12 protein-coding genes are annotated in these 19,025 nt (G+C 39.7%); 6 read left to right on the forward strand and 6 right to left on the reverse strand.

The window, feature by feature from the left end:
* The first annotated feature begins 190 nt into the window (after positions 1-190).
* The gene (locus Q4597_RS09730) at positions 191-1,222 is read left to right on the forward strand and encodes a LacI family DNA-binding transcriptional regulator (protein WP_303406042.1); all 1,032 of its coding nucleotides are present in this window, start codon (positions 191-193) and stop codon (positions 1,220-1,222) included.
* Positions 1,223-1,225: 3 nt separating this feature from the next.
* Here the strand turns inward: Q4597_RS09730 and Q4597_RS09735 are convergent, their stop codons facing one another.
* The 5 genes from Q4597_RS09735 to Q4597_RS09755 form a co-directional block, all read right to left on the reverse strand.
* Entirely contained in the window at positions 1,226-3,331 is a 2,106-nt protein-coding gene (locus tag Q4597_RS09735; RefSeq protein ID WP_303406043.1) for a c-type cytochrome domain-containing protein, read from the reverse strand.
* A gap of 4 nt (positions 3,332-3,335) precedes the next feature.
* Positions 3,336-4,790 carry a DUF1501 domain-containing protein gene (locus tag Q4597_RS09740; RefSeq protein ID WP_303406044.1) on the reverse strand — a complete coding sequence of 485 codons (1,455 nt, stop codon included), beginning with the start codon at positions 4,788-4,790 and terminating at the stop codon, positions 3,336-3,338.
* A gap of 16 nt (positions 4,791-4,806) precedes the next feature.
* Positions 4,807-7,110, reverse strand: coding sequence for a PSD1 and planctomycete cytochrome C domain-containing protein (locus tag Q4597_RS09745; RefSeq protein WP_303406045.1), 2,304 nt, complete (start codon positions 7,108-7,110; stop codon positions 4,807-4,809).
* A gap of 3 nt (positions 7,111-7,113) precedes the next feature.
* A complete protein-coding gene (locus Q4597_RS09750; protein ID WP_303406046.1) occupies positions 7,114-8,169 on the reverse strand; it encodes a 6-bladed beta-propeller in 1,056 nt (351 codons plus the stop codon).
* A gap of 117 nt (positions 8,170-8,286) precedes the next feature.
* Positions 8,287-12,201 carry a two-component regulator propeller domain-containing protein gene (locus tag Q4597_RS09755; protein ID WP_303406047.1) on the reverse strand — a complete coding sequence of 1,305 codons (3,915 nt, stop codon included), beginning with the start codon at positions 12,199-12,201 and terminating at the stop codon, positions 8,287-8,289.
* Between the two features lie 262 nt (positions 12,202-12,463).
* On the opposite strand from Q4597_RS09755, the gene Q4597_RS09760 reads away from it, so the two are divergent.
* Positions 12,464-14,122 carry a sulfatase gene (locus Q4597_RS09760; protein ID WP_303406048.1) on the forward strand — a complete coding sequence of 553 codons (1,659 nt, stop codon included), beginning with the start codon at positions 12,464-12,466 and terminating at the stop codon, positions 14,120-14,122.
* A gap of 62 nt (positions 14,123-14,184) precedes the next feature.
* Here Q4597_RS09760 and Q4597_RS09765 read toward each other — a convergent pair whose 3' ends face one another.
* Positions 14,185-14,730 (reverse strand): DUF4442 domain-containing protein, encoded by a 546-nt coding sequence (locus Q4597_RS09765; protein WP_303406049.1) that lies wholly within the window; start codon positions 14,728-14,730, stop codon positions 14,185-14,187.
* A gap of 334 nt (positions 14,731-15,064) precedes the next feature.
* Here Q4597_RS09765 and Q4597_RS09770 point away from each other — a divergent pair, with 334 nt between their 5' ends.
* The 4 genes from Q4597_RS09770 to Q4597_RS09785 all read left to right on the forward strand — a co-directional run bounded on the left by Q4597_RS09770 (position 15,065) and on the right by Q4597_RS09785 (position 18,971).
* Complete coding sequence (locus tag Q4597_RS09770; protein ID WP_303406050.1) at positions 15,065-16,609, forward strand: DUF262 domain-containing protein; 1,545 nt, start codon at positions 15,065-15,067, stop codon at positions 16,607-16,609.
* 86 nt (positions 16,610-16,695) lie between these two features.
* Positions 16,696-17,598 carry a M48 family metallopeptidase gene (locus Q4597_RS09775; protein ID WP_303406051.1) on the forward strand — a complete coding sequence of 301 codons (903 nt, stop codon included), beginning with the start codon at positions 16,696-16,698 and terminating at the stop codon, positions 17,596-17,598.
* Between the two features lie 170 nt (positions 17,599-17,768).
* Positions 17,769-18,245 (forward strand): hypothetical protein, encoded by a 477-nt coding sequence (locus tag Q4597_RS09780; RefSeq protein ID WP_303406052.1) that lies wholly within the window; start codon positions 17,769-17,771, stop codon positions 18,243-18,245.
* Positions 18,246-18,635: 390 nt separating this feature from the next.
* A complete protein-coding gene (locus Q4597_RS09785; protein ID WP_303406053.1) occupies positions 18,636-18,971 on the forward strand; it encodes a hypothetical protein in 336 nt (111 codons plus the stop codon).
* Positions 18,972-19,025 lie beyond the last annotated feature (54 nt).

A 19,025-nucleotide genomic window follows, 5' to 3' on the forward strand; every position in this document is an offset into this window, starting at 1 on the left:
TACGAAATACAAGCGTTTATAAATTCAAAATTTCGCAATCACAACCTATTTAAAATCAGATATTTACAATATTTTACATTTTTCGAAACGGGTTTCGTAAAAAGCGTAGGGCCAAAATGGTATTTTAGCGATCCAGAAGGTAATAAAGAAGTAAAATGGTATTGATGATATTTAGTATCTTGATGCAGTTATGAAACGAAAACTTAGTTTAGACGATATTGCAAAGCATTTTAAAGTCTCTAAATCTACCGTATCCAAAGCATTGAACGATAGCCATGAGATCAGTGCCCGAACTAAGGCTAAAATAGTTGCTTACGCCAAGGAACAGAAATATCGCCCTAACCTTAATGCCATTAATCTAAGAAAGGAATCGTCGCAATCCGTAGGTGTTATCATTCCCAATGTTCTTAATTACTTCTTTGCCCAGGTCATTAGCGGTGTGGAAAAGGTCCTGAACGATCATGGTTATAATATGATTGCCTGTATCTCCAATGAATCGTACAACAAAGAGGTTGCCATTACGGAGATGTTACGCAAAGGTGCCATTTCCGGACTTTTAGTCTCCTTGGCCGAGGAAACCGGAAAGATGGACAAAGTAGACCATTTTGAACCTTTTTTGAACAAAGGTATCCCGCTGGTGATGTTTGATCGTGTTTCCTCAAAATTAGAATGCGATAAAGTAACCATAAATGATACCAAAGCTGCCTACAATGCAACAGAGCATCTTATAAAATCCGGATGCAAGCGTATTGCCGTTGTTTCGCTTTTAGGTGACCTTGAGATTTCAAAACTGAGAATTAACGGGTACCACCAATGCTTAAAGGACCACAATATAGAACTGGACCAGAGCTTAATTTTTGAAAAACTGGAGAAGTCTTTTATGGAGGTGGAAATTCGAAAATTACTCTCTGCCGGAAAAGTAGATGCTATTTTGGGATTGGAGGAAGAAGCAGGAGTTACCTCTTTGCTGACCGCTAATTCTTTGGGCATGAAGATTCCCGAGGCGCTTTCCATAATCTGTTTTACCAACGGGGTGCTTCCCAAATATGTAAGGCCCAGCCTAACTTCTATAAGTCAACATGGGTACCACATGGGGCAACGCGCAGCCCAACGGTTGGTGAGCCGGATAGAACAGACCCAAACGGACAAAGCTTTTGAAACCGAAGTGATCAAAACCACTATGATCGAACGGGATTCTACCATACCCTTGATAAAAGCCTAACCTTTAAAAAAAGAACAATTGATTAACGCGTATGATCTGTCCTTTTTGCGGTTGCGCTACTATTTTTAAGTATTTGTAAGATTGCTTCGGGAGCTTCATAGATATTTCCTTAAGTCGCTCCATTTTATTTTCTTGGGTAAAGCTCTGTTTTTTAATCAGTTTCCAATCTTCCTTGTCATCGCTGGTCCAAACGGCTACATAGTCCAATGGCGAATCCTTTTGCTTAAAATGGATACCACAACTTAGGACCACCTCCCCAATTTCCGGTGCAGAACTGCTAAAATCAACAACGGCCACTAACGGGTCCTTCTTAAAAGAGGCCCAGTATTTAGAGAAACCTATTTTTTCATTGATGCGAACGGCATCCGTTAATATTTTCTCGGCATTGCCCGTGTACGAACTTAATAGCCCGGGGTGTAAAACTTCTACGCCCTCAGGTACCAAACCTCTATCATAAAACTCATAGGAAACCGGTTTACTGGCCAACCAACCGTCTTTATAGGCCAATGTTTTTATGGTCTGTTTTCTTTCGTCCATTAAATCTAACGCAAAGGGTTTTTCAAAAATGGTTGAAGTAGAATCCGGCTGAGAACCATCTAAAGTATAGCGTATAGCAACTCCGTTCATTTTATGTCCTAGGGAAATCAAATCACCAGAACTTATAATATTGCCTTCGTTCTCCAAAGTTGGTGGTGTTAATTCCAGCTCCTCTTCCGGGTTTGGAATGTAACCTTCGTTAATAACCACTTTGGGCAATCCATTTCTTAATGCCTCAATATCCTCTGCCTCCAAGTCCGTATTCCAAACAAACACCTCCTTTAGACTTTTTAGACCTTTTAAGTGCTCCAAAACACTGGCGTCTACATCAGTTCCGGACAAGGATAAGGTTTCCAGTTGGGTACAACTCGCCAACGCGGCAATAGATTCACTATTTACATCTGTAAAATTGAGCACCAAATGCTCCAAGTTCCCAAACTTTCCTATGGTTGCCGTATGATCTGTATTAATGGGGAGATTAGCCAAATTTAAATAGACTACTTGATCCTTTACCTTTTCCAATTCGGTTAAATTGGCATCCTGAAAAGCGCTTCGCCCGAATATTGCAACGTCCAGACCAGGTGATGAAGGAGACTTTTGAACTACCGTACGATACGGATTATTGAGTTCTTTAATTGTCTGCGGACTTACAAAACTGAAATCATACTTTTTTTCTTCCGTAAATTTTATCCATTTACTGGCAAGTAGTTGCTTTAAGGTATCGGCTTCTTTTAGTTGCGCATAATTCACTTGATGGTCTGCTCCGTGTTGGATCCAAGTCCGCATTAATTCAATTTCAGTTTCGGTAAGTTGTGGCTTTCCTTCGGGCGGCATGTGCTCTTCATCTTCAAGAGGTAAGGCTACCCTTTTTAGAAAAAGACTCTCCTCTGCATTATGGGGCAACCACAAGTCTCCATTTTCCCCTCCTTTGGTTATAGCTTCGATTGTGGTCAAATCCAAATCGCCCTTATGTTTCTGCGGATTATGGCAACTGGTACATTTCGCCTTTAGAACAGGAGCAATATATGCCGTATAAACCGGTGTATTTTCATCTATAATTTCCTCTTTTGAAGCGGTAATGGGCTCCATTAAAAAATTAGTGCCATGCGTCAATCCCGCACCAAAATGCCCGCCTACCATAACACCTATCAAACCCACATACAATAATACCTGAAACACTTTTGGATAGGAATAACACCAAACAAGCGCATAGATCACAAAGCACAAGGCCACGCCTACCCATTTATGGAGCGTTAGCAACTCCGAATCATACCCTTCCAACGATAACAAAAGCCCCATAAGGGTTGCCAGAACCGTTGTAAAGGATGTAAGCAATAACAGCGCAAAGTTTATCTTTTTAAAAGCGGCGGGTTCCAATTGCTTTTTAAACAGATTGAGTACTACCAAAAGTACAATGAACGCTACCGGAAAGTGCAATACCAAAGGATGCATCCGTCCTAAAGGTTGTACCCAAAAGGGAACCTTCATATAGCCTTCAAAGAGTACTAAAAATGCCAATAGTACATGCAGAAAGAACAAAACGTTCAAAACGTAGGGAACCGCTTTTTTCATATAGCTAGGCTAGAATATCTTTTACCACATGGCCATGAACATCCGTTAAACGGAACCTTCTACCCAGATGCTTATACGTTAATTTTTCATGGTCTAAGCCCATTAAATGCATAATAGTAGCATGCAGATCGTGAATATGCACCGGACTTTCCACTATGTTATACCCTAACTCGTCTGTCTTACCATAAGAGATACCCGATTTTACACCGCCACCGGCCAAAAAGATACTGAAACAACGTGGGTGGTGATCACGCCCGTAGTTGTCTCTTGTGAGTTTTCCTTGGCAATAGTTGGTTCTACCGAATTCTCCGCTCCATATCACCAAGGTTTCATCTAAAAGTCCCCTTTGTTTTAAATCGGTGATCAGGGCTGCGGAAGCCATATCCACATCTTTGGCCTGTCCTTTAATCTCGCCTACCAGATCATTGTGCTGATCCCACCCTTGGTGGTACAATTGTACAAAACGCACCCCGGATTCGGAGAGCTTTCTTGCTAGCAAGCAGTTGGCCGCATAGGTGCCCGGCACCATACAATCCGGCCCGTACATTTTTTTGATGTGATCGGGCTCATTGGATACATCCGTAATCTCGGGAACGGCCGTTTGCATCCTAAAAGCCATTTCATACTGCTTTATTTTTGCCGGAATTTCCGGGTCGCCAAACTCATCGTACCCTAGCTGATTTAAAGACGCCAAGTGGTCTAGCATCTTACGCCGGGTTTCACGGTCCATTCCCTTGGGGTCGTTCAAATATAAAATAGGGTCTTCACTGGCACTCAATTGCACCCCTTGGTGCGAGCTGTCCAAAAACCCATTAGACCATAATTTTGAATATACACCTTGACCGTTACCCTTGCCCTTTGAAAGTAACACACAATAGGCCGGTAAATTTTGATTTTCACTACCCAGACCATAACTGAACCATGAACCAATACTGGGCCTATTCCCAACCTGAGCCCCAGTTTGCATAAAAGTTAGTGCCGGATCGTGGTTAATAGCATCCGTATGCATGCTCTTGATCATGCAAATATCATCTGTGATTTTGGCGATATGCGGAAAAAGCTCACTTACCCAAGTACCGGATTCCCCATATTGCTTAAAGCTGAATTTGGACCCGACTAACGGAAACGATTTTTGCCCCGCTGTCATACCCGTTAACTTTTGCTCTCCTCTAATTGAATGCGGTAGCTCTTGGCCGAACATATCGTTCAATTTGGGTTTGTAATCAAAAGTCTCCAATTGGGAAGGTGCCCCGTTCTGTACCAATAAAATAATCCGTTTGGCTTTGGCGGCAAAATGCTTTAATCCCAAGGGCAACTGTTCTTCCGCTGCTTTTTTACCTTTTAGCAAATCGGGCATTAAAAGGGAACCTAAGGCTACGCCCCCTACTCCCATGGCCATTTTACCCAAAAAGTGTCTACGGTTCGTATTCAAATAATGTTCAAAAACTTCTTTATCCATATCTTTTGATTGAACGTTAACCTTTTACTATGGTTTCTTCCAGGTTATAGATGGTGTGAACAATCTGCATTAGTGCGGCAACTTTCACCTCATCCCTACCCTTTAAAATGGGGTACTCCCCAACTTCAATAAAATCTTTTGCTTTCTGCGTATCGTTCGCAAATGCCTCTTCCTGATCTTGGTAATACTCTACCAACATTTCCTTTTCCTTGGGCTTTATACTCCTACAGAGAATGCGCTCAAAGGCTTTCTCTATTTTTTCATCTACCGTACTTTCTTCCTGTATTAAACTTTCGGACAGTACTCTTGCCGCTTCAAGAATGGTAGGGTCGTTCAAGGCTATGAGTGCCTGGAGCGGAGTCATGGTTGACTGCCTCTTTACCTCGCATTGATCCCGTGTGGCCGCATCAAAAGTCAGTTGAACCGGTGGCAGGGTTGTCCGTTTTATAAAAATATAAATTCCCCTTCTATACAGGTCCTTCCCATGATCTTGCACATAATTGGCCAAAATACCACGTCCTGAACTGGCTGCTTCCCAAATACCATCAGGTTGGTATACTTTTACGCTACGGCCTCCTATTTCATCATTTAATAAACCGCTGGTTGCCAATGCATGGTCCCTAATCGTTTCTGCACTAAACCGTAAGCGCGTCATGTGCGAAAGGTATCTGTTGTCCGGGTCTATGGCCAGCTTTTTATCATCAACCACCGAAGACTGTCTGTAGGTAGATGACATGACTATTTGCTTCACCAAACGTTTCATATCCCAATCGTTCTCCATAAAATCTGCGGAAAGCCAATTTAATAGCCCTATGTGCGTGGGCAGGTCTCCCTGCATACCAAAATCTCCAGAAGACCTAACGATACCTTCGCCAAAAATTTCTTGCCATACCCTATTCACAAAAACACGGCTCGTTAATGGATTCTTTTCATCAAAAAGCCATTTGGTAAGACCAAGCCTGTTACGATCATAAACCAAGGTATCAAATTTTAAAACCGACTCCGGTGTGCTGGGCTGGACAATTTCACCTTTATCATCATACACACCCCTATTTAGCAAATGGGTGGTTCTAATATCCGGTTTCTCCTCTATAACCATAACCTCTACATCTTCCGGTTCCTTTTTGTTCACGAACGGGAGTTCCTTTTCTACAACTTCATCCGTAAGTGTAATTAATGGAGGCTCTGCCAATACTTCGCCCATTGGTTTTGGTCTATGCACTACCTTATCAAAGAAGGCAAAGGTGCTGAAGTAGTCTTTCTGCGAAATGGGATCGTACTTGTGATCATGGCACTTGGCACACTCCAAGGTGAGTCCTAAAAAAGCCTTCCCAAAAGTATTGGTACGATCAGTTACATTTTCTATCCTGAACTCTTCTTCTATAATACCGGCCTCTTGGTTTATTTTATGATTCCTATTGAAACCCGTTGCCAAAATGGTCTCTATGTTTTTAGTGGGCATCAGGTCTCCCGCCAACTGGTAGGTTACAAACTTTTTGTAGCTATAATTTTCGTTAAAAGCATGAATTACCCAATCCCGCCATGGCCACATGGTACGCAACTGATCGTTCTGGAAACCGTGCGAATCTGCATAGCGCGCCACATCTAACCAATGACTCGCCATTTTCTCACCGTAATGAGGACTGGACAATAACTCATCTACTATTTTCCCATAAGCATCGGGAGCATTATCCGATATGAATTTTTTACGCATTTCCGGAGTGGGCGGCAAACCTGTAATATCCAAAGAAACCCTTTTTAACAGACGTTCCTTATCCGCAATTTCGTTGGGTTCAAGACCGACTTCGCTCAGTTTATCCAAAACAAAATGGTCAATTTCGTTATTCACCCAATCTGAATCCGTATTTGGAATTTTTGGTTTTTTCACCGGAATGAATGCCCAGTGAGGGTCATAGACCGCTCCCTGCTCTATCCACTTTTTCAACACCTTTATTTCGTAATCTGAAAGCTTTAAATTGGATTCCAACGGTGGCATAAGGTTGGAACTATCTTTGGTCGTAATCCGTTGATACACCATGGATTTTTCAATATTCCTAGGCACAATAGCAAACTCGTTTTCCGAATCCTTTAATGCCTTATACGCCCCTTCAGGAGTATCTAGCCGCAGGTCTGCAGACCTTTTATTGGCATCAGGACCGTGGCAATTAAAACACTTGTCCGACAAGATGGGACGCACATCAAAATTATAGTCTACCCTATCCGGCACTTTTTTCTGCGGGATGGAAGCATATTGCCCTTGGTCCTTGCAAGAGACCAGAAGTACGCCCAAAATTAGGAGATGTAAGACCTGTTTTTTCATGAACTATACCCTTTCTAATTTTATAGGATAGGTTTTATTGGCATTCCACTGACAGACATAAATGTTCTTATCATCATCAATACACACATCATGACAGTGATTGAACAACGGCACCTCTTGCACCATTAGCTGTAGTTCCCCTTTCTTATAGACAGGGGCAGTACCTCCGGGATTTGAGATTACTTTATTGTCTTTGTCCAGAATGGTAACAAAACCCGAATCCGGAGTTTGCTCCAAATATTTAAGTCTGGACCAACATACGCCCGAGTATAAATTCTCACCATCTATGACCGGCCTACAAACAAAAGCCCCGGGCAGAAAAATACTGGACAGATATTTACCGTCCAGGCTATAGCGTTTAAACGAATTGTGCTTTCTAGAGGTACATAATAAAGTGATATTGTTGGGATCTCTGTCATCTATCGTAACTCCGTGGGCCGTACTGAACAAATGGTCCTCAAGACCGTGCCCCCCAAATTTTCTGATAAACTCCCCATCTTTTGAGTATTGCAAAATAAAATCGGAGCCATACCCATCAGCAACATAAATGTCTCCGTTGGGACCAACAGCAGTTTCCGTAGGACGGTACTTTTGGTCCTTTTCATATACCTCTATCTCATGCGGATTTGGCAATTGCATAAGTACTTTGCCGTTTACCGTAGTTTTTAAGATAGCCCCATCATTATCAGTAATAAAAAGCATATCCTCTTCCCCTTCTTTGGACAGGGTTAAACCATGGGCGGATTTTAAATCATGGGTCCAGCTTTTTAATAGTTTTCCAGACTTGTCATAAACAATAACATTGTTCTTGATTTCATCCGTTACCATGATCAATCTCCCTTTGGAATCCATTACCATTTCATGGCAATTTTTCACCGGAGTGGTTGCCGGATTTAGGTTGCCCCATTCTTTATGAACGCGATATTTAAAATTGCCATGACCAATAATTTGCTCGGATAATTTTGGCCTGTTTATAATCCCAAAACTATAGGTGGGTATGGTTACAGCGGCACTTGCAAGAGCGGACTGTTTAATGAAGTTTCGTCTGGAGTTTTTCATTTGAGTATTTTTGGTGCAGTTATACAAAATGCTTCTCAAAAATACCTAACTCCCTCTTTTACAATGTAGACTTATTACTCAAAAAGGTGCACTTTTTGTGTATTATGTACACTTAACCTATTTCTTGGACACGTAATGAGATGGCGGGTGGCCAAACTCCTTTTTAAAAATTCTACTAAAATACCGGTTGTCATTGTACCCTACTTTAAACGCAATTTCCTTAATGCTTAGGTTCCCTTCCTGAAGCATGGGCATGGCTTTGGACAATTTATAGGTATTGATATATTCAATAATAGTTTTACCGGTCAAGGCCTGAATTTTTCGGTACAATTGTGAACGCCCAATAGCCAATTCATCACATAGATAGTCGATTGAAAAATCCGAGTTTTCCAGATGCGCATCAATGACTTCGTTCACCTTTATCAAATATTGATCAACGGACGAGCTAGGTTCTACGAACAACTCTTCTTTTTGGTATTTTTTAATGAGTCTATGCCTACTTTTTAGACGGTTCTGGATTTTCATTTTAATCTCGGAGACATTAAAAGGCTTCTCAATATAATCTTCGGCACCCGTTTCCAGACCTTTCAATTTGTTTTCCAAGCCCGTTTTGGCAGTCAAGAACATCAACGGGATATGGGCCGTTAATTCATTTCCCTTTAATTGATTTGCCACTTGAATTCCATCGAATAATGGCATCATAATATCACTTATTACAATATCCGGAATATGCTCCAAGGCCAACTGAAAACCATCCTTGCCATTATCTGCCTGAAGAATCACATAATCGTCGGACAACTCTGTGGTCAGGTAATTTCTGATATCCTCATTATCCTCAATAAGCAATACTACGGTTTCCCCCGTTGTACTCTCTACCATAGGAACCGCTTTTTCTTCAACGGCGGTTTCATAATCTTTATAACCTATAGGCAAGGTGATGGTAAAATGCGAACCTACACCTTCTTCGCTCTTTAAGCCGATACTCCCTCTGTGCAATTTCACCAATTCCGAAATCAGCGAAAGACCAATACCACTACTGTACCCTTTATTGGGGTTCTCATCTAACTGATAAAACCGTTCAAAAACTTTTTCCTGGTACTTTGCCGGAATGCCCGAACCGTTGTCTATGACCTCTATACATAAACTTCCGTTCTTTACTTTATCATCCGTATCAATTTCAAGATTTACGTACGAAGCCTTCAAGGTGATTTTTCCGTTTTTTGGTGTAAACTTAAACGCGTTGGAAACTAGGTTACTCACCATTTTTTCAATAACATCCTCATCAAAATAAAGGGTATAATCCGTTTCCGGGGCATCGCATAAAAAAATTATATTCTTCTCCTTTGCCCAATATTCATAGGCCGTGTACATGTTGGAACAGACCAATAGTTCATCATGGGCCTTGATTCGCAATTGTTGGTTTCCTTCCAGTTTTCTAAAATCCAGAATCTGATTGACAAGCTCCAACAGACGGTTACTATTTCTGTGCATCATCTGCAATACCTTGGTATCCGGTTTGGTGCCTTTACGTATGTACTTGTCCAACGGAGAGGTAATGAGCGTTAAGGGTGTACGCAGCTCATGGGAGATATTGGTAAAAAACCGCAATTTCATCTGTGCCAACTCCTCAAATTGATACACGCGTTGCTTCTCTATCTCAAACTTGTTCCGGGTCCTTTCCCGTAGCAAGAAGTAGCGAAATGCCCAGACCCCTAATAAAATCACCAGAATTCCCGCTAGAATTTGAACCCACAGGCGCTCCCAAAACGGAGGGGTCACTTCAATGTGCAATCGTTTTAATTTATCCGTCCAGACGCCGTCTTCGTTGGTAGCTTTTAACAAAAAGGTATAGTTCCCGGAGGGCAAGTTGGTATAGGTTGCCCGTGTACCATTGGCCATGGTCCAGTCCTTATCAAAACCTTCCAGCATATACGCATATTGGCACCGTTGTGTATTTTCGTACTGAATGGCTTGAAATCCCAGTTCTATCTTTTGGTCCTTATAGGATAACTGTAGATGATCCTCTACCTCAATACTTTTTTTTATGTAATCGCTATCCGGTGTAACCAGTTCATTGTTAACCCACAGTTTAGAAATATAGACCGATGGTGTCTTGGTACTGGGCACTACCCTTTCCGGGTCAAAAGTCATAAAGCCCGAGTTGGTGGAAAATACCATATGCCCGTTATCCGTAACCGCGCTAGAAACATTGATTTTCTGTGAAATGAGTCCGTCCTGCTCATTTAAAATACGCACCACATTATTCTTCGCATCCAGTTTTATAAGTCCGTTTCTTGTACCCAGCCACAGGTTGCCCTTGCCGTCCTGTTCAATGCTGTTAATAATCCTATCTTTCAGGAGGGCATTATCATACTGAATAAAAAGATCTTTTTGCGCATCATAACTACAAAGCCCCGAGTTTGTTCCCACCCAAAGGGTACGGTCTGCATCTTCAAAAATTACATTTATAAAATTGTTGTTTACCGTTGCGGTATTGCCAATCTCATGCCTGTAGTGTACAAACTGATTTTTCTCCGGTAGATAGCGTTTTACCCCATCGCCATTGGTCCCGATCCAAATTTGATTTTTATAATCCTCGAACAGTTCATTGGCACGGTGAAAGTACCCGATACCGTTAGGGTCATTGGGATCACAGTCAAAATAAACGGTGGCATCGGTTTTGGGGTCGTAGATACGCGCACCCAAAACCTCTCCTGTCCAAACCAGTCCGGCACTGGTCTCCAAAAGACCAAAAAGCTCGGCGGGTTTTCTACTGGTTTTGGACAGCGTTTCCCCTTCTTCGGTAAATTGATAGATGGAATTGGTATCTGCCACCCAAACGGTTTCCTTGTCATAGGAACTCATATACGTTCTATGGTAAAAGCCCTTTAGCGTTTTAACCTGTTCGTGAGTAGCTTTGTCATAGATGGTAATGGCACCCCTATCAAACACCCAGTAGTTGCTATTTGTTTTTAGGATTTTACCGCTAACCCCAGGTGCTATGAACGGCTTAAAAATGGCTGCCGATTTTTTAATGTGGAAAAAATGGCCAGCGCCATCCAAGGCCCACGAATCTTCCTTGGACGGGTTGTGAAATATTTGCCGTATATAAAAAGACCCATCCTTGAACCGCTCATTGAGCGCTATTAATTTCTGGGTTTTAAATTGATCATCTATAATCGCTATTTCATTTCCGTGGGCTATCCAACAGTTACCTACGTCATCCGGCTGTATGGCACTCACCCAGTCCTGGGTTAAACTCAATCTGTGGAATCGGTTCTTTTTATCTACGGTGAACAGCTTACCGCTAGAAACGATTAAATCATTATAAAACCCCAAAACGGGATACGCATGGGAACCCTCCGCTATATTTTTTACCAAACGTGTAAATTTCCCCGTATTTGAATGGAACATATTTAGCCCGATCCATGTACCTACAAAAAGGCGACCATCCGGGCTTTCCTGTATATCCAACACATTATTATGGCTAATACTCTTGGGGTCCTGTGCATTGTATTGAAACCTTTTAAAAGTTCCGGTATCCCGGTCCATGATATTTAACCCGCCACCATCCGTCCCGATGTAAAAAGTTTTGTCCGCCGTTTCATAAATTACCCTAACTTCATTAAAACTGAGGCTTTCCGGGTTATTTTCGTCATGAATAAACCGCTGGAAACGGTCATACTCCCGATCATATTTTAATAAACCACCACCATAGGTACCTACCCATAAAACACCCGCACTATCTTCAAACAAACAAAAAACATGATTGTCCGTAATGCTGGTCTGTTCATGCTCATTTTTACTATAATTCTTAAAATTACCCCCATCAAAACGCCATAGACCATTGGTAGAGGCTATCCAAAGAAACCCGTAACGATCCTCCAAAATATCCTGGGTCTCCGTTTCTATGGGCAGTTGAAAATGAGTAATTTCATAATTACCAACCTTACTTTGCCCGTAGACCGTTGTAGAAAAACCTAGAATACAGACCGTTATAAATTGAAATAAAAAACGAGAAACGCTATGCATGTTTTGAATATAAACCAATTCTCATGAAAGGTAAATTAATTTTAAAATTTATAAGCCCCTAATTAAAAATACACACCGCTTTCTGGTGTAAAAACCTACTAACTACGCTTGTTAACCAAGAGGGTTAAGATAGTGCCGACCCTTGCTAAAATACGAAAACGCACACGCCCCATTTTAAGGTTACTTTGTAGACCATTGTATGTGCCCTTCCGTGACCTTAAGAACTGGGCACTTTAAAATCGTTTTATAAAACACGTTAAAAATGAACATTCGTATCCTTGCTCTTGTCTGTATTGGGTTGTTATTCGGTTGCAAAAATTCTACTACTCCCGCACCAAAAGAAACACCAAAACAACCTAACATTCTGTTTCTTGCCATAGATGACCTTAGGCCGGAATTGGGCGTGTACGGTTCCGATATTGCCATTACCCCACACATAGATGCACTTGCCCATGAAGGTCTTCGTTTTAATAATGCGTATTGCCAACAGGCCATTTGCAGTCCTTCCAGGGCCAGTTTAATGACCGGTGCCCGGCCCGAAACCATTCAGGTGATTGAAAATTTTACGTATTTCAGGGATAAAAATCCGGATATACAGACCCTTCCTCAGCATTTTAAAGCCAATGGTTATGAGACCGTTTACACCGGAAAAATATATCACGGCAAATATAACGACCCAGAGCTTTCATGGAGCAGAGAGCCCGTTGCCATGAGCAAAAGCGATGTAAAATTCGGTTTTAAACTGCCCGAGAACATTAAAATGCAAAAGGAAAATAGCGCGGCCATGGTTGCCAAATACGGTGAGAATGCGCTTAGAAACGGACTTGGTAAAGGGCCTTCCTATGAGTTTGCCGATTTTCCCGACAATGCCTACGAAGACGGTTTCAATACCGATATGGCCATTGCCACTATGAAAGATATGTTGGAAAAAAATCCTGAAAAACCGTTCTTCTTGGGTATGGGCATGAAAAAACCCCATTTGGATTGGATAGCCCCTAAAAAATACTGGGATATGTACGATGAGGCGGACATTAAACTTGCCGAGCAGGACAAAGCCCCAAAAGACGGTGCTACTATGGGGCTGCATGCTTCGTTTGAATTAAGGGCCAGGGCGGGAATTCCTAAAAAAGGTGATATCTCTCCCGAACAGGCCATACAATTGAAACACGCCTATCTAGCCTGCGTAAGTTACGTAGATGCCCAAATTGGTAAAATGCTTGCCGCATTGGAAGATGCAGGAATAAAGGACAATACCATTGTTATTTTGTGGAGTGACCACGGTTGGCATTTAGGCGATATGGGTATTTGGGGGAAAGCCACCAATTATGAAATTGCAACACGGGTTCCGTTAATTATACGCACTCCGGATATGGCAAAAGAAACAAGAGGAAAATCTACCGATGCCCTTGTAGAGCTAGTGGATATGTACCCAACCCTTTGTGAGCTTGCCGCTATTTCAAAGCCCGAAACTTTAGAGGGCCAGAGTTTTGCGCCCTTACTTTCAAATCCCGAACAAGAATGGAAAACAGCGGTTTTTTCTCAATTCCCCACACCAGCACTACGTGAATGGGCGGCCAACCCCTTATCCAAAGGAATGCGGGAAACTTCATTTGGACCGTTAATAGAGGAAGTTGAGGGCCGTATTAAAAAACAACAGGGCGAAAAATGGGACCGCGACCTATTTGAAAACCGACTCATGGGCTATTCTATGCGTACCCAAAAGTACCGGTTTATTGTTTGGAAAGATTATACGGATGCTACAGCAGAACCCATTTTCATAGAACTCTACGACCATGAAAAAGACCCGTCCGAAACCGTGAACATTGCCAAGGAGCAGCCTGAGCTTGTAAAAGAACTTATGGAACAATTCAATAAAGGTTGGCAAGGGAACCAGGCCAAAGTTGCTGAGAAAGGAGCTTAACGCTCCTTTGACACACAGTGGTGCGAAGCAGAAAAAAACCAAACGCAACTTAGGTAAACAACCTACTGTTTCCCTTCCTTTTTTTGTACGGTGGCCAGCGCCCGTTTCTTTTTGTAGTGTTCCTTGTTCGCTACATAAATCGTTTTCTTTACTTCACAGAAAACAGTATTACGATCGGCATTCATTAAAAGGGTTGTCTTTACGATATCTATCTCCTCTTCCTGCCCTAGCCTTAATTTAATTTCGTCTATTTCTTCTTGGTCGTATTCAAAATCTGCGTATACGTCCTCTTTTGCCGGTCTTTTAAAAGCAATCTCCGCAGATTTGTCCCACACCACAAAATCATTGCCCAAAATATGAATTAGCTGGACCATGGGTATGGGGTCTACCGCCGAAAAAAGACTGCCCCCAAATATAGTATTTACGTAATTCCTGTTTTTATAGCTAATAGGAAGTTTAACCGTTACCTTTTTAAGGTCTTCTGAAACGTGTTTTACCCTAGCGGTAGTTCTGCGGTACATTGGCGATAAGTTAAACCCATGTTTAAAAAGGGTGTGCTTGCCCATAAACCGTGAACCAAAATCCGATACCTTACTATAAAATGACATTTGCCTTCTGTTTTTTTATGTAATAAAACCACAAATTTAGTACTCTAAAAAGGGTTTAAGAAATATATACATGAGAAACGCGGTACAGTGAAAAATATAAAAAAAGGGGTACCCAAGTTTTGTCAGCTGTTAAGATGAGTTCTATGGTGTGTAATTATTCTGCAAACGCCCAGCCGTTTTTAAGCGTTTGTAAAAGCATATTATATGTATACTATATTCTTATTTTCCTACAAACATTGACAGTATCCAAGATTTAAGTAAATTAGGTCTAAAATAGAGATAAAGCAACTAGTTGCTTTATACAATTGTTGGGCTTAATATGAAATATAAATAAATGGGTAAAGTAAACTTAGATGCTATAATACCAAGAGAAGATTTTGAGGTTGAGGAAAATCAATCTCCAGGAAAAAAGAAGGAAACAATATCGATAGAAGATATAAAAACGGACTCTTTTTTCTTCATAAATATTAGAAAACCTGATTTTCAAAGAGAAACAAATGAATGGGATGAAAAAAAAATTTCGCAATTTGTTAAAAGTTTTGTTGAAGGGGATTTAATACCTGCAATAATCCTATGGAGAAGTTCAGGAGGTTATCTTTTTGTAATTGATGGATCTCATAGGTTAAGCTCATTATCTGCTTGGGTAAATGATGATTATGGAGATGGCGACATTTCAAAAATGTTTTATGATGGTCAAATACCAGAAGAACAACTCCAAATTGCGGAGAAAACAAGAAAAAAAGTTAATGCACTAGTCGGTTCATATAAAGACTACAAATTGGCACTCACACATCCACAGAAAGTTAAGCCAGAGATTGTTTCTAATTCTAAAAATCTTGGCGCTTTAGCAATTCAATTACAATGGGTTGAAGGAGACGCGACAAAAGCCGAAAATTCTTTTTTCAAGATTAATCAACAGGCTGCACCTATTGATAAAACAGAATTAACCTTACTTAAAACAAGAAGGTTTCCAAATAGTATTGCAGCTAGAGCGATTATCAGGAGTGGTAAAGGTCATAAATACTGGTCAAAATTTACGCTAGATATTCAGAAGGAAATTCAAGAATATGCAGAAAAAATTAATGATGTTCTGTTTAATCCAAAGCTAGATACTCCTATAAAGACTTTGGATATCCCAATTGGAGGTAAACTATATGCTGCCGCAACTCTTCCGCTTATTTTGGATTTTGTTAATATCGCCAATGACATTAATACAAAATCGAATCTGAATGAAGATATCGATGGAAGCGAAACTATCCGAATCCTTAAAAGGACCTTAAAAATTGCGAGATTAATTAATAGTAATCATCCGTCATCTCTTGGTCTTCACCCAGTAATCTACTTTTACTCAAAGGATGGAAGACATAAGACTGCTCTATTTTATAGTATTATCAACTTTGTAATCGACATAGAAAAAAGAAAAAAGCTAAATGATTTTATAAAAGTAAGGGCTGGAATTGAAAATATTATTTGGAATTATGACTACCTAATTCAACAGATTAATCGAAAGTATAGAAGTGCTCAAGCTAGCTACCCACATATTTCTTCATTCTTAAAGAGATGTATGGAATTACTAAATGAAGAAAAAAGTGAATTTGATGTTATTAAACTCCTTTCTCAAAGTGAATATGACTATTTGACTATAGAAAGCAAAGAATTTGAAGAAACTTCTTCTTCCGATTTTAATACAAATAGGAAAAGTGCTGTTTACATAAAAGACGCAATAGAGTCGGCTCCAAAATGTAAAATTTGCGGTGGTTTAATACATAGAAATGCTATTTCGATTGACCATATTGACAGAAAAGAAGACGGAGGTTTAGGAACTGTAGATAATGGACAATTAACACATCCTTACTGTAATACTGGATATAAAAACTAAGCACAACAATTTGTATAATGCATATGCACCCTTCGGGATGCAAACGCATCATACAAGAGACGCTGTGCGTCATTATACCAAACCATATGAAAAAGACTTTCCTAATCCTACTAATCTTCGGATTTTATTCGTGTAAAACAAATAATGAAAATTCACAAACCGAATTAAAAAAAGTAATTGAGGACAATGCTGAATTAGTTGAAATTTATAAAAATGACCAATCCGATAGACAGGCAAGCGAAAATATTGATTGGAATGTCGTTTCAAAAAGAGACAGTTTGCGCGAACTAAGGGTTTATCAACTTTTAGATTCAAACAAAGTTAGGACTTCTAAAGACTATCATAATGCAGCTATGGTTTTTCAACACGGTGGAGATTCTACTGCGTATGGAATGGCTGTTAAAATGATGCGTAAATCAATAGAACTTGATTCTACAGCTGACAAATGGCTTTTAGCGGCTGCAATCGACAGATATTTATTGAGTAAAGATGAACCACAAATTTATGGCACTCAATATCTTAAATATGGAAAAGACGAACCTTGGCAAATTGCAACAATGGATACCACAAAAATTTCCGATGCCGAACGAGTTGAATATGGTGTAGAAACTTTGGCAGAACAAAAAGAAAAAGTTAAGCGGATTAACCAGAAAAAATTATATGACATTTATTCTCAAGGAAAATCTGTTGACCAGATTGTTGAAATCATAAAATCTGAAAACAAAAAAGACCCTAAATATGATATTTCTGAAAATGGAATTAATGGCTTTGGTTATGATTTAATGGGTGAAGAAAAATATAAAGAAGCCTTAAAAATTTTCACTCTCAACACGGAATTATATCCTAATACTTACAATACTTGGGATAGCTTAGGAGAATGTCTTTTAGCACTTGGAAAGAAAGAAGATGGAATTAATGCCTATAAAAAATCATTAGAACTTAATCCTAAAAATGAAAACGCTGAAATAATAATTGCGGAATATAAATAACGAACGCACAACACCGTATATAATTCATTACTAGTAATCGCATACTTACGAAAATCCTCATGGATTTTCTATTCGGTTTGCATTTGCTTATTTAGTTGCTTAAACACGCAACGAAATCATACACAGAACCGTTGTGCTTAATGTTGCAGAATTGAACCAAAATTGAAAATTTGAATAGAAAAGAAATCTTTTGGTTATTTGGAACCGCAGTACTTGTGTTAGTCTTGACTCTAATCCTATTTGGAATAGATGCACTTAATATCGATTCTACTTTCGATATAAATATTCATGATACTTATTTTGTTATTGCCAATGTCCATTTAGTTTTACTATTATTTGTTTTCATTTTTTTTAAGGTTTATCTGATTAGAGTAGTTCTAAATGGATTTAAAAATCTCACGGCAAATCTAGTGCTGATAATTGCAACGCTTTTAATCGCAGTAGTTCTTGGAAAAATAATTGGCATGCTAGACTTTTTTAGTGGACCTCCCAATAATGATTCTATGGCTGATGGAGCAAATGAAGTTGGAAACGCATTGAAAATTATTTCACGAATACTGTTTACTGTCCAAATGATACTTCTCGTATTGTTAGCATATTTTGGATTCAAAACTGGACGGAATTACAACACAGAAAAAAAACACTAAACATAACAGAATTTATAAACAATACCGGCTAAAGGCTTTACCGAAAGGTTTGCGAATTTTATGAAGTCCGCAAAATCTTTTGGATTTTGCTCTGGACAAGAAAAGAAAAAGCGAAACAAAAAGATTTCGCTACGTGCATGGCGGAAAGCAAACGCTATTTTGCTCCCGCACTGTTCATATCTAAACCGTTGTAGAACATTTAAAAAATATGGAGAACAAGACAACAAAGTTCATTTTTAAAACTCTAATTCTTTTTCCAATTGGGTTTGGAATATGGACTTTAATTAGTGGAATAGATAAATTTCATTGGTTTTCCCAACAATGATGGGTTTCGGTTTAGCATTCGGAACTATTTTTTGGAATCTATTCGATTATGAAAAATTTGACAAAATGGAAATAACTGATTTTCTCGAATCAAGGCATAAATTGAATGTAGAAAATAGTGATGAAAACTGGAATCGAATAATTGATTTGACTGAAAAATCTTTAATAAAATATAAAGTGTTAGAAAAATCTGATAGTGTTTTAAAAATTGAGATTCCAAGAAAGCTTTTTGACTCAATATTATTGGCAGAAAAGAAAGAAAATGTAATTCGCCTGAAAATTGAAAAGAAAGGAATTTTAAAGTTTTTACCCGATAATGCGGAAAATTACGCAACATTAAAAACAGTTGTAACGGAATTAAAAACTACTGCCAACACATGTAACCGTTGCACAAGCCGTTGATTCTCCACGGAACGGATTCATATAAGCCTCTTTACGGGGCTTTTTTTATGTCTG

Source organism: Zobellia sp. 1_MG-2023 (genome assembly GCF_030549125.1).
Taxonomy (GTDB): domain Bacteria; phylum Bacteroidota; class Bacteroidia; order Flavobacteriales; family Flavobacteriaceae; genus Zobellia; species Zobellia russellii.

Coding starts and splice junctions, on each gene's coding strand:
- Q4597_RS09730 (WP_303406042.1), top strand. CDS start 191: ATGAAACGAAAACTTAGTTTAGACGATATTGCAAAGCATTTTAAAGTC.
- Q4597_RS09735 (WP_303406043.1), bottom strand. CDS start 3,331: ATGAAAAAAGCGGTTCCCTACGTTTTGAACGTTTTGTTCTTTCTGCAT.
- Q4597_RS09740 (WP_303406044.1), bottom strand. CDS start 4,790: ATGGATAAAGAAGTTTTTGAACATTATTTGAATACGAACCGTAGACAC.
- Q4597_RS09745 (WP_303406045.1), bottom strand. CDS start 7,110: ATGAAAAAACAGGTCTTACATCTCCTAATTTTGGGCGTACTTCTGGTC.
- Q4597_RS09750 (WP_303406046.1), bottom strand. CDS start 8,169: ATGAAAAACTCCAGACGAAACTTCATTAAACAGTCCGCTCTTGCAAGT.
- Q4597_RS09755 (WP_303406047.1), bottom strand. CDS start 12,201: ATGCATAGCGTTTCTCGTTTTTTATTTCAATTTATAACGGTCTGTATT.
- Q4597_RS09760 (WP_303406048.1), top strand. CDS start 12,464: ATGAACATTCGTATCCTTGCTCTTGTCTGTATTGGGTTGTTATTCGGT.
- Q4597_RS09765 (WP_303406049.1), bottom strand. CDS start 14,730: ATGTCATTTTATAGTAAGGTATCGGATTTTGGTTCACGGTTTATGGGC.
- Q4597_RS09770 (WP_303406050.1), top strand. CDS start 15,065: ATGGGTAAAGTAAACTTAGATGCTATAATACCAAGAGAAGATTTTGAG.
- Q4597_RS09775 (WP_303406051.1), top strand. CDS start 16,696: ATGAAAAAGACTTTCCTAATCCTACTAATCTTCGGATTTTATTCGTGT.
- Q4597_RS09785 (WP_303406053.1), top strand. CDS start 18,636: ATGGAAATAACTGATTTTCTCGAATCAAGGCATAAATTGAATGTAGAA.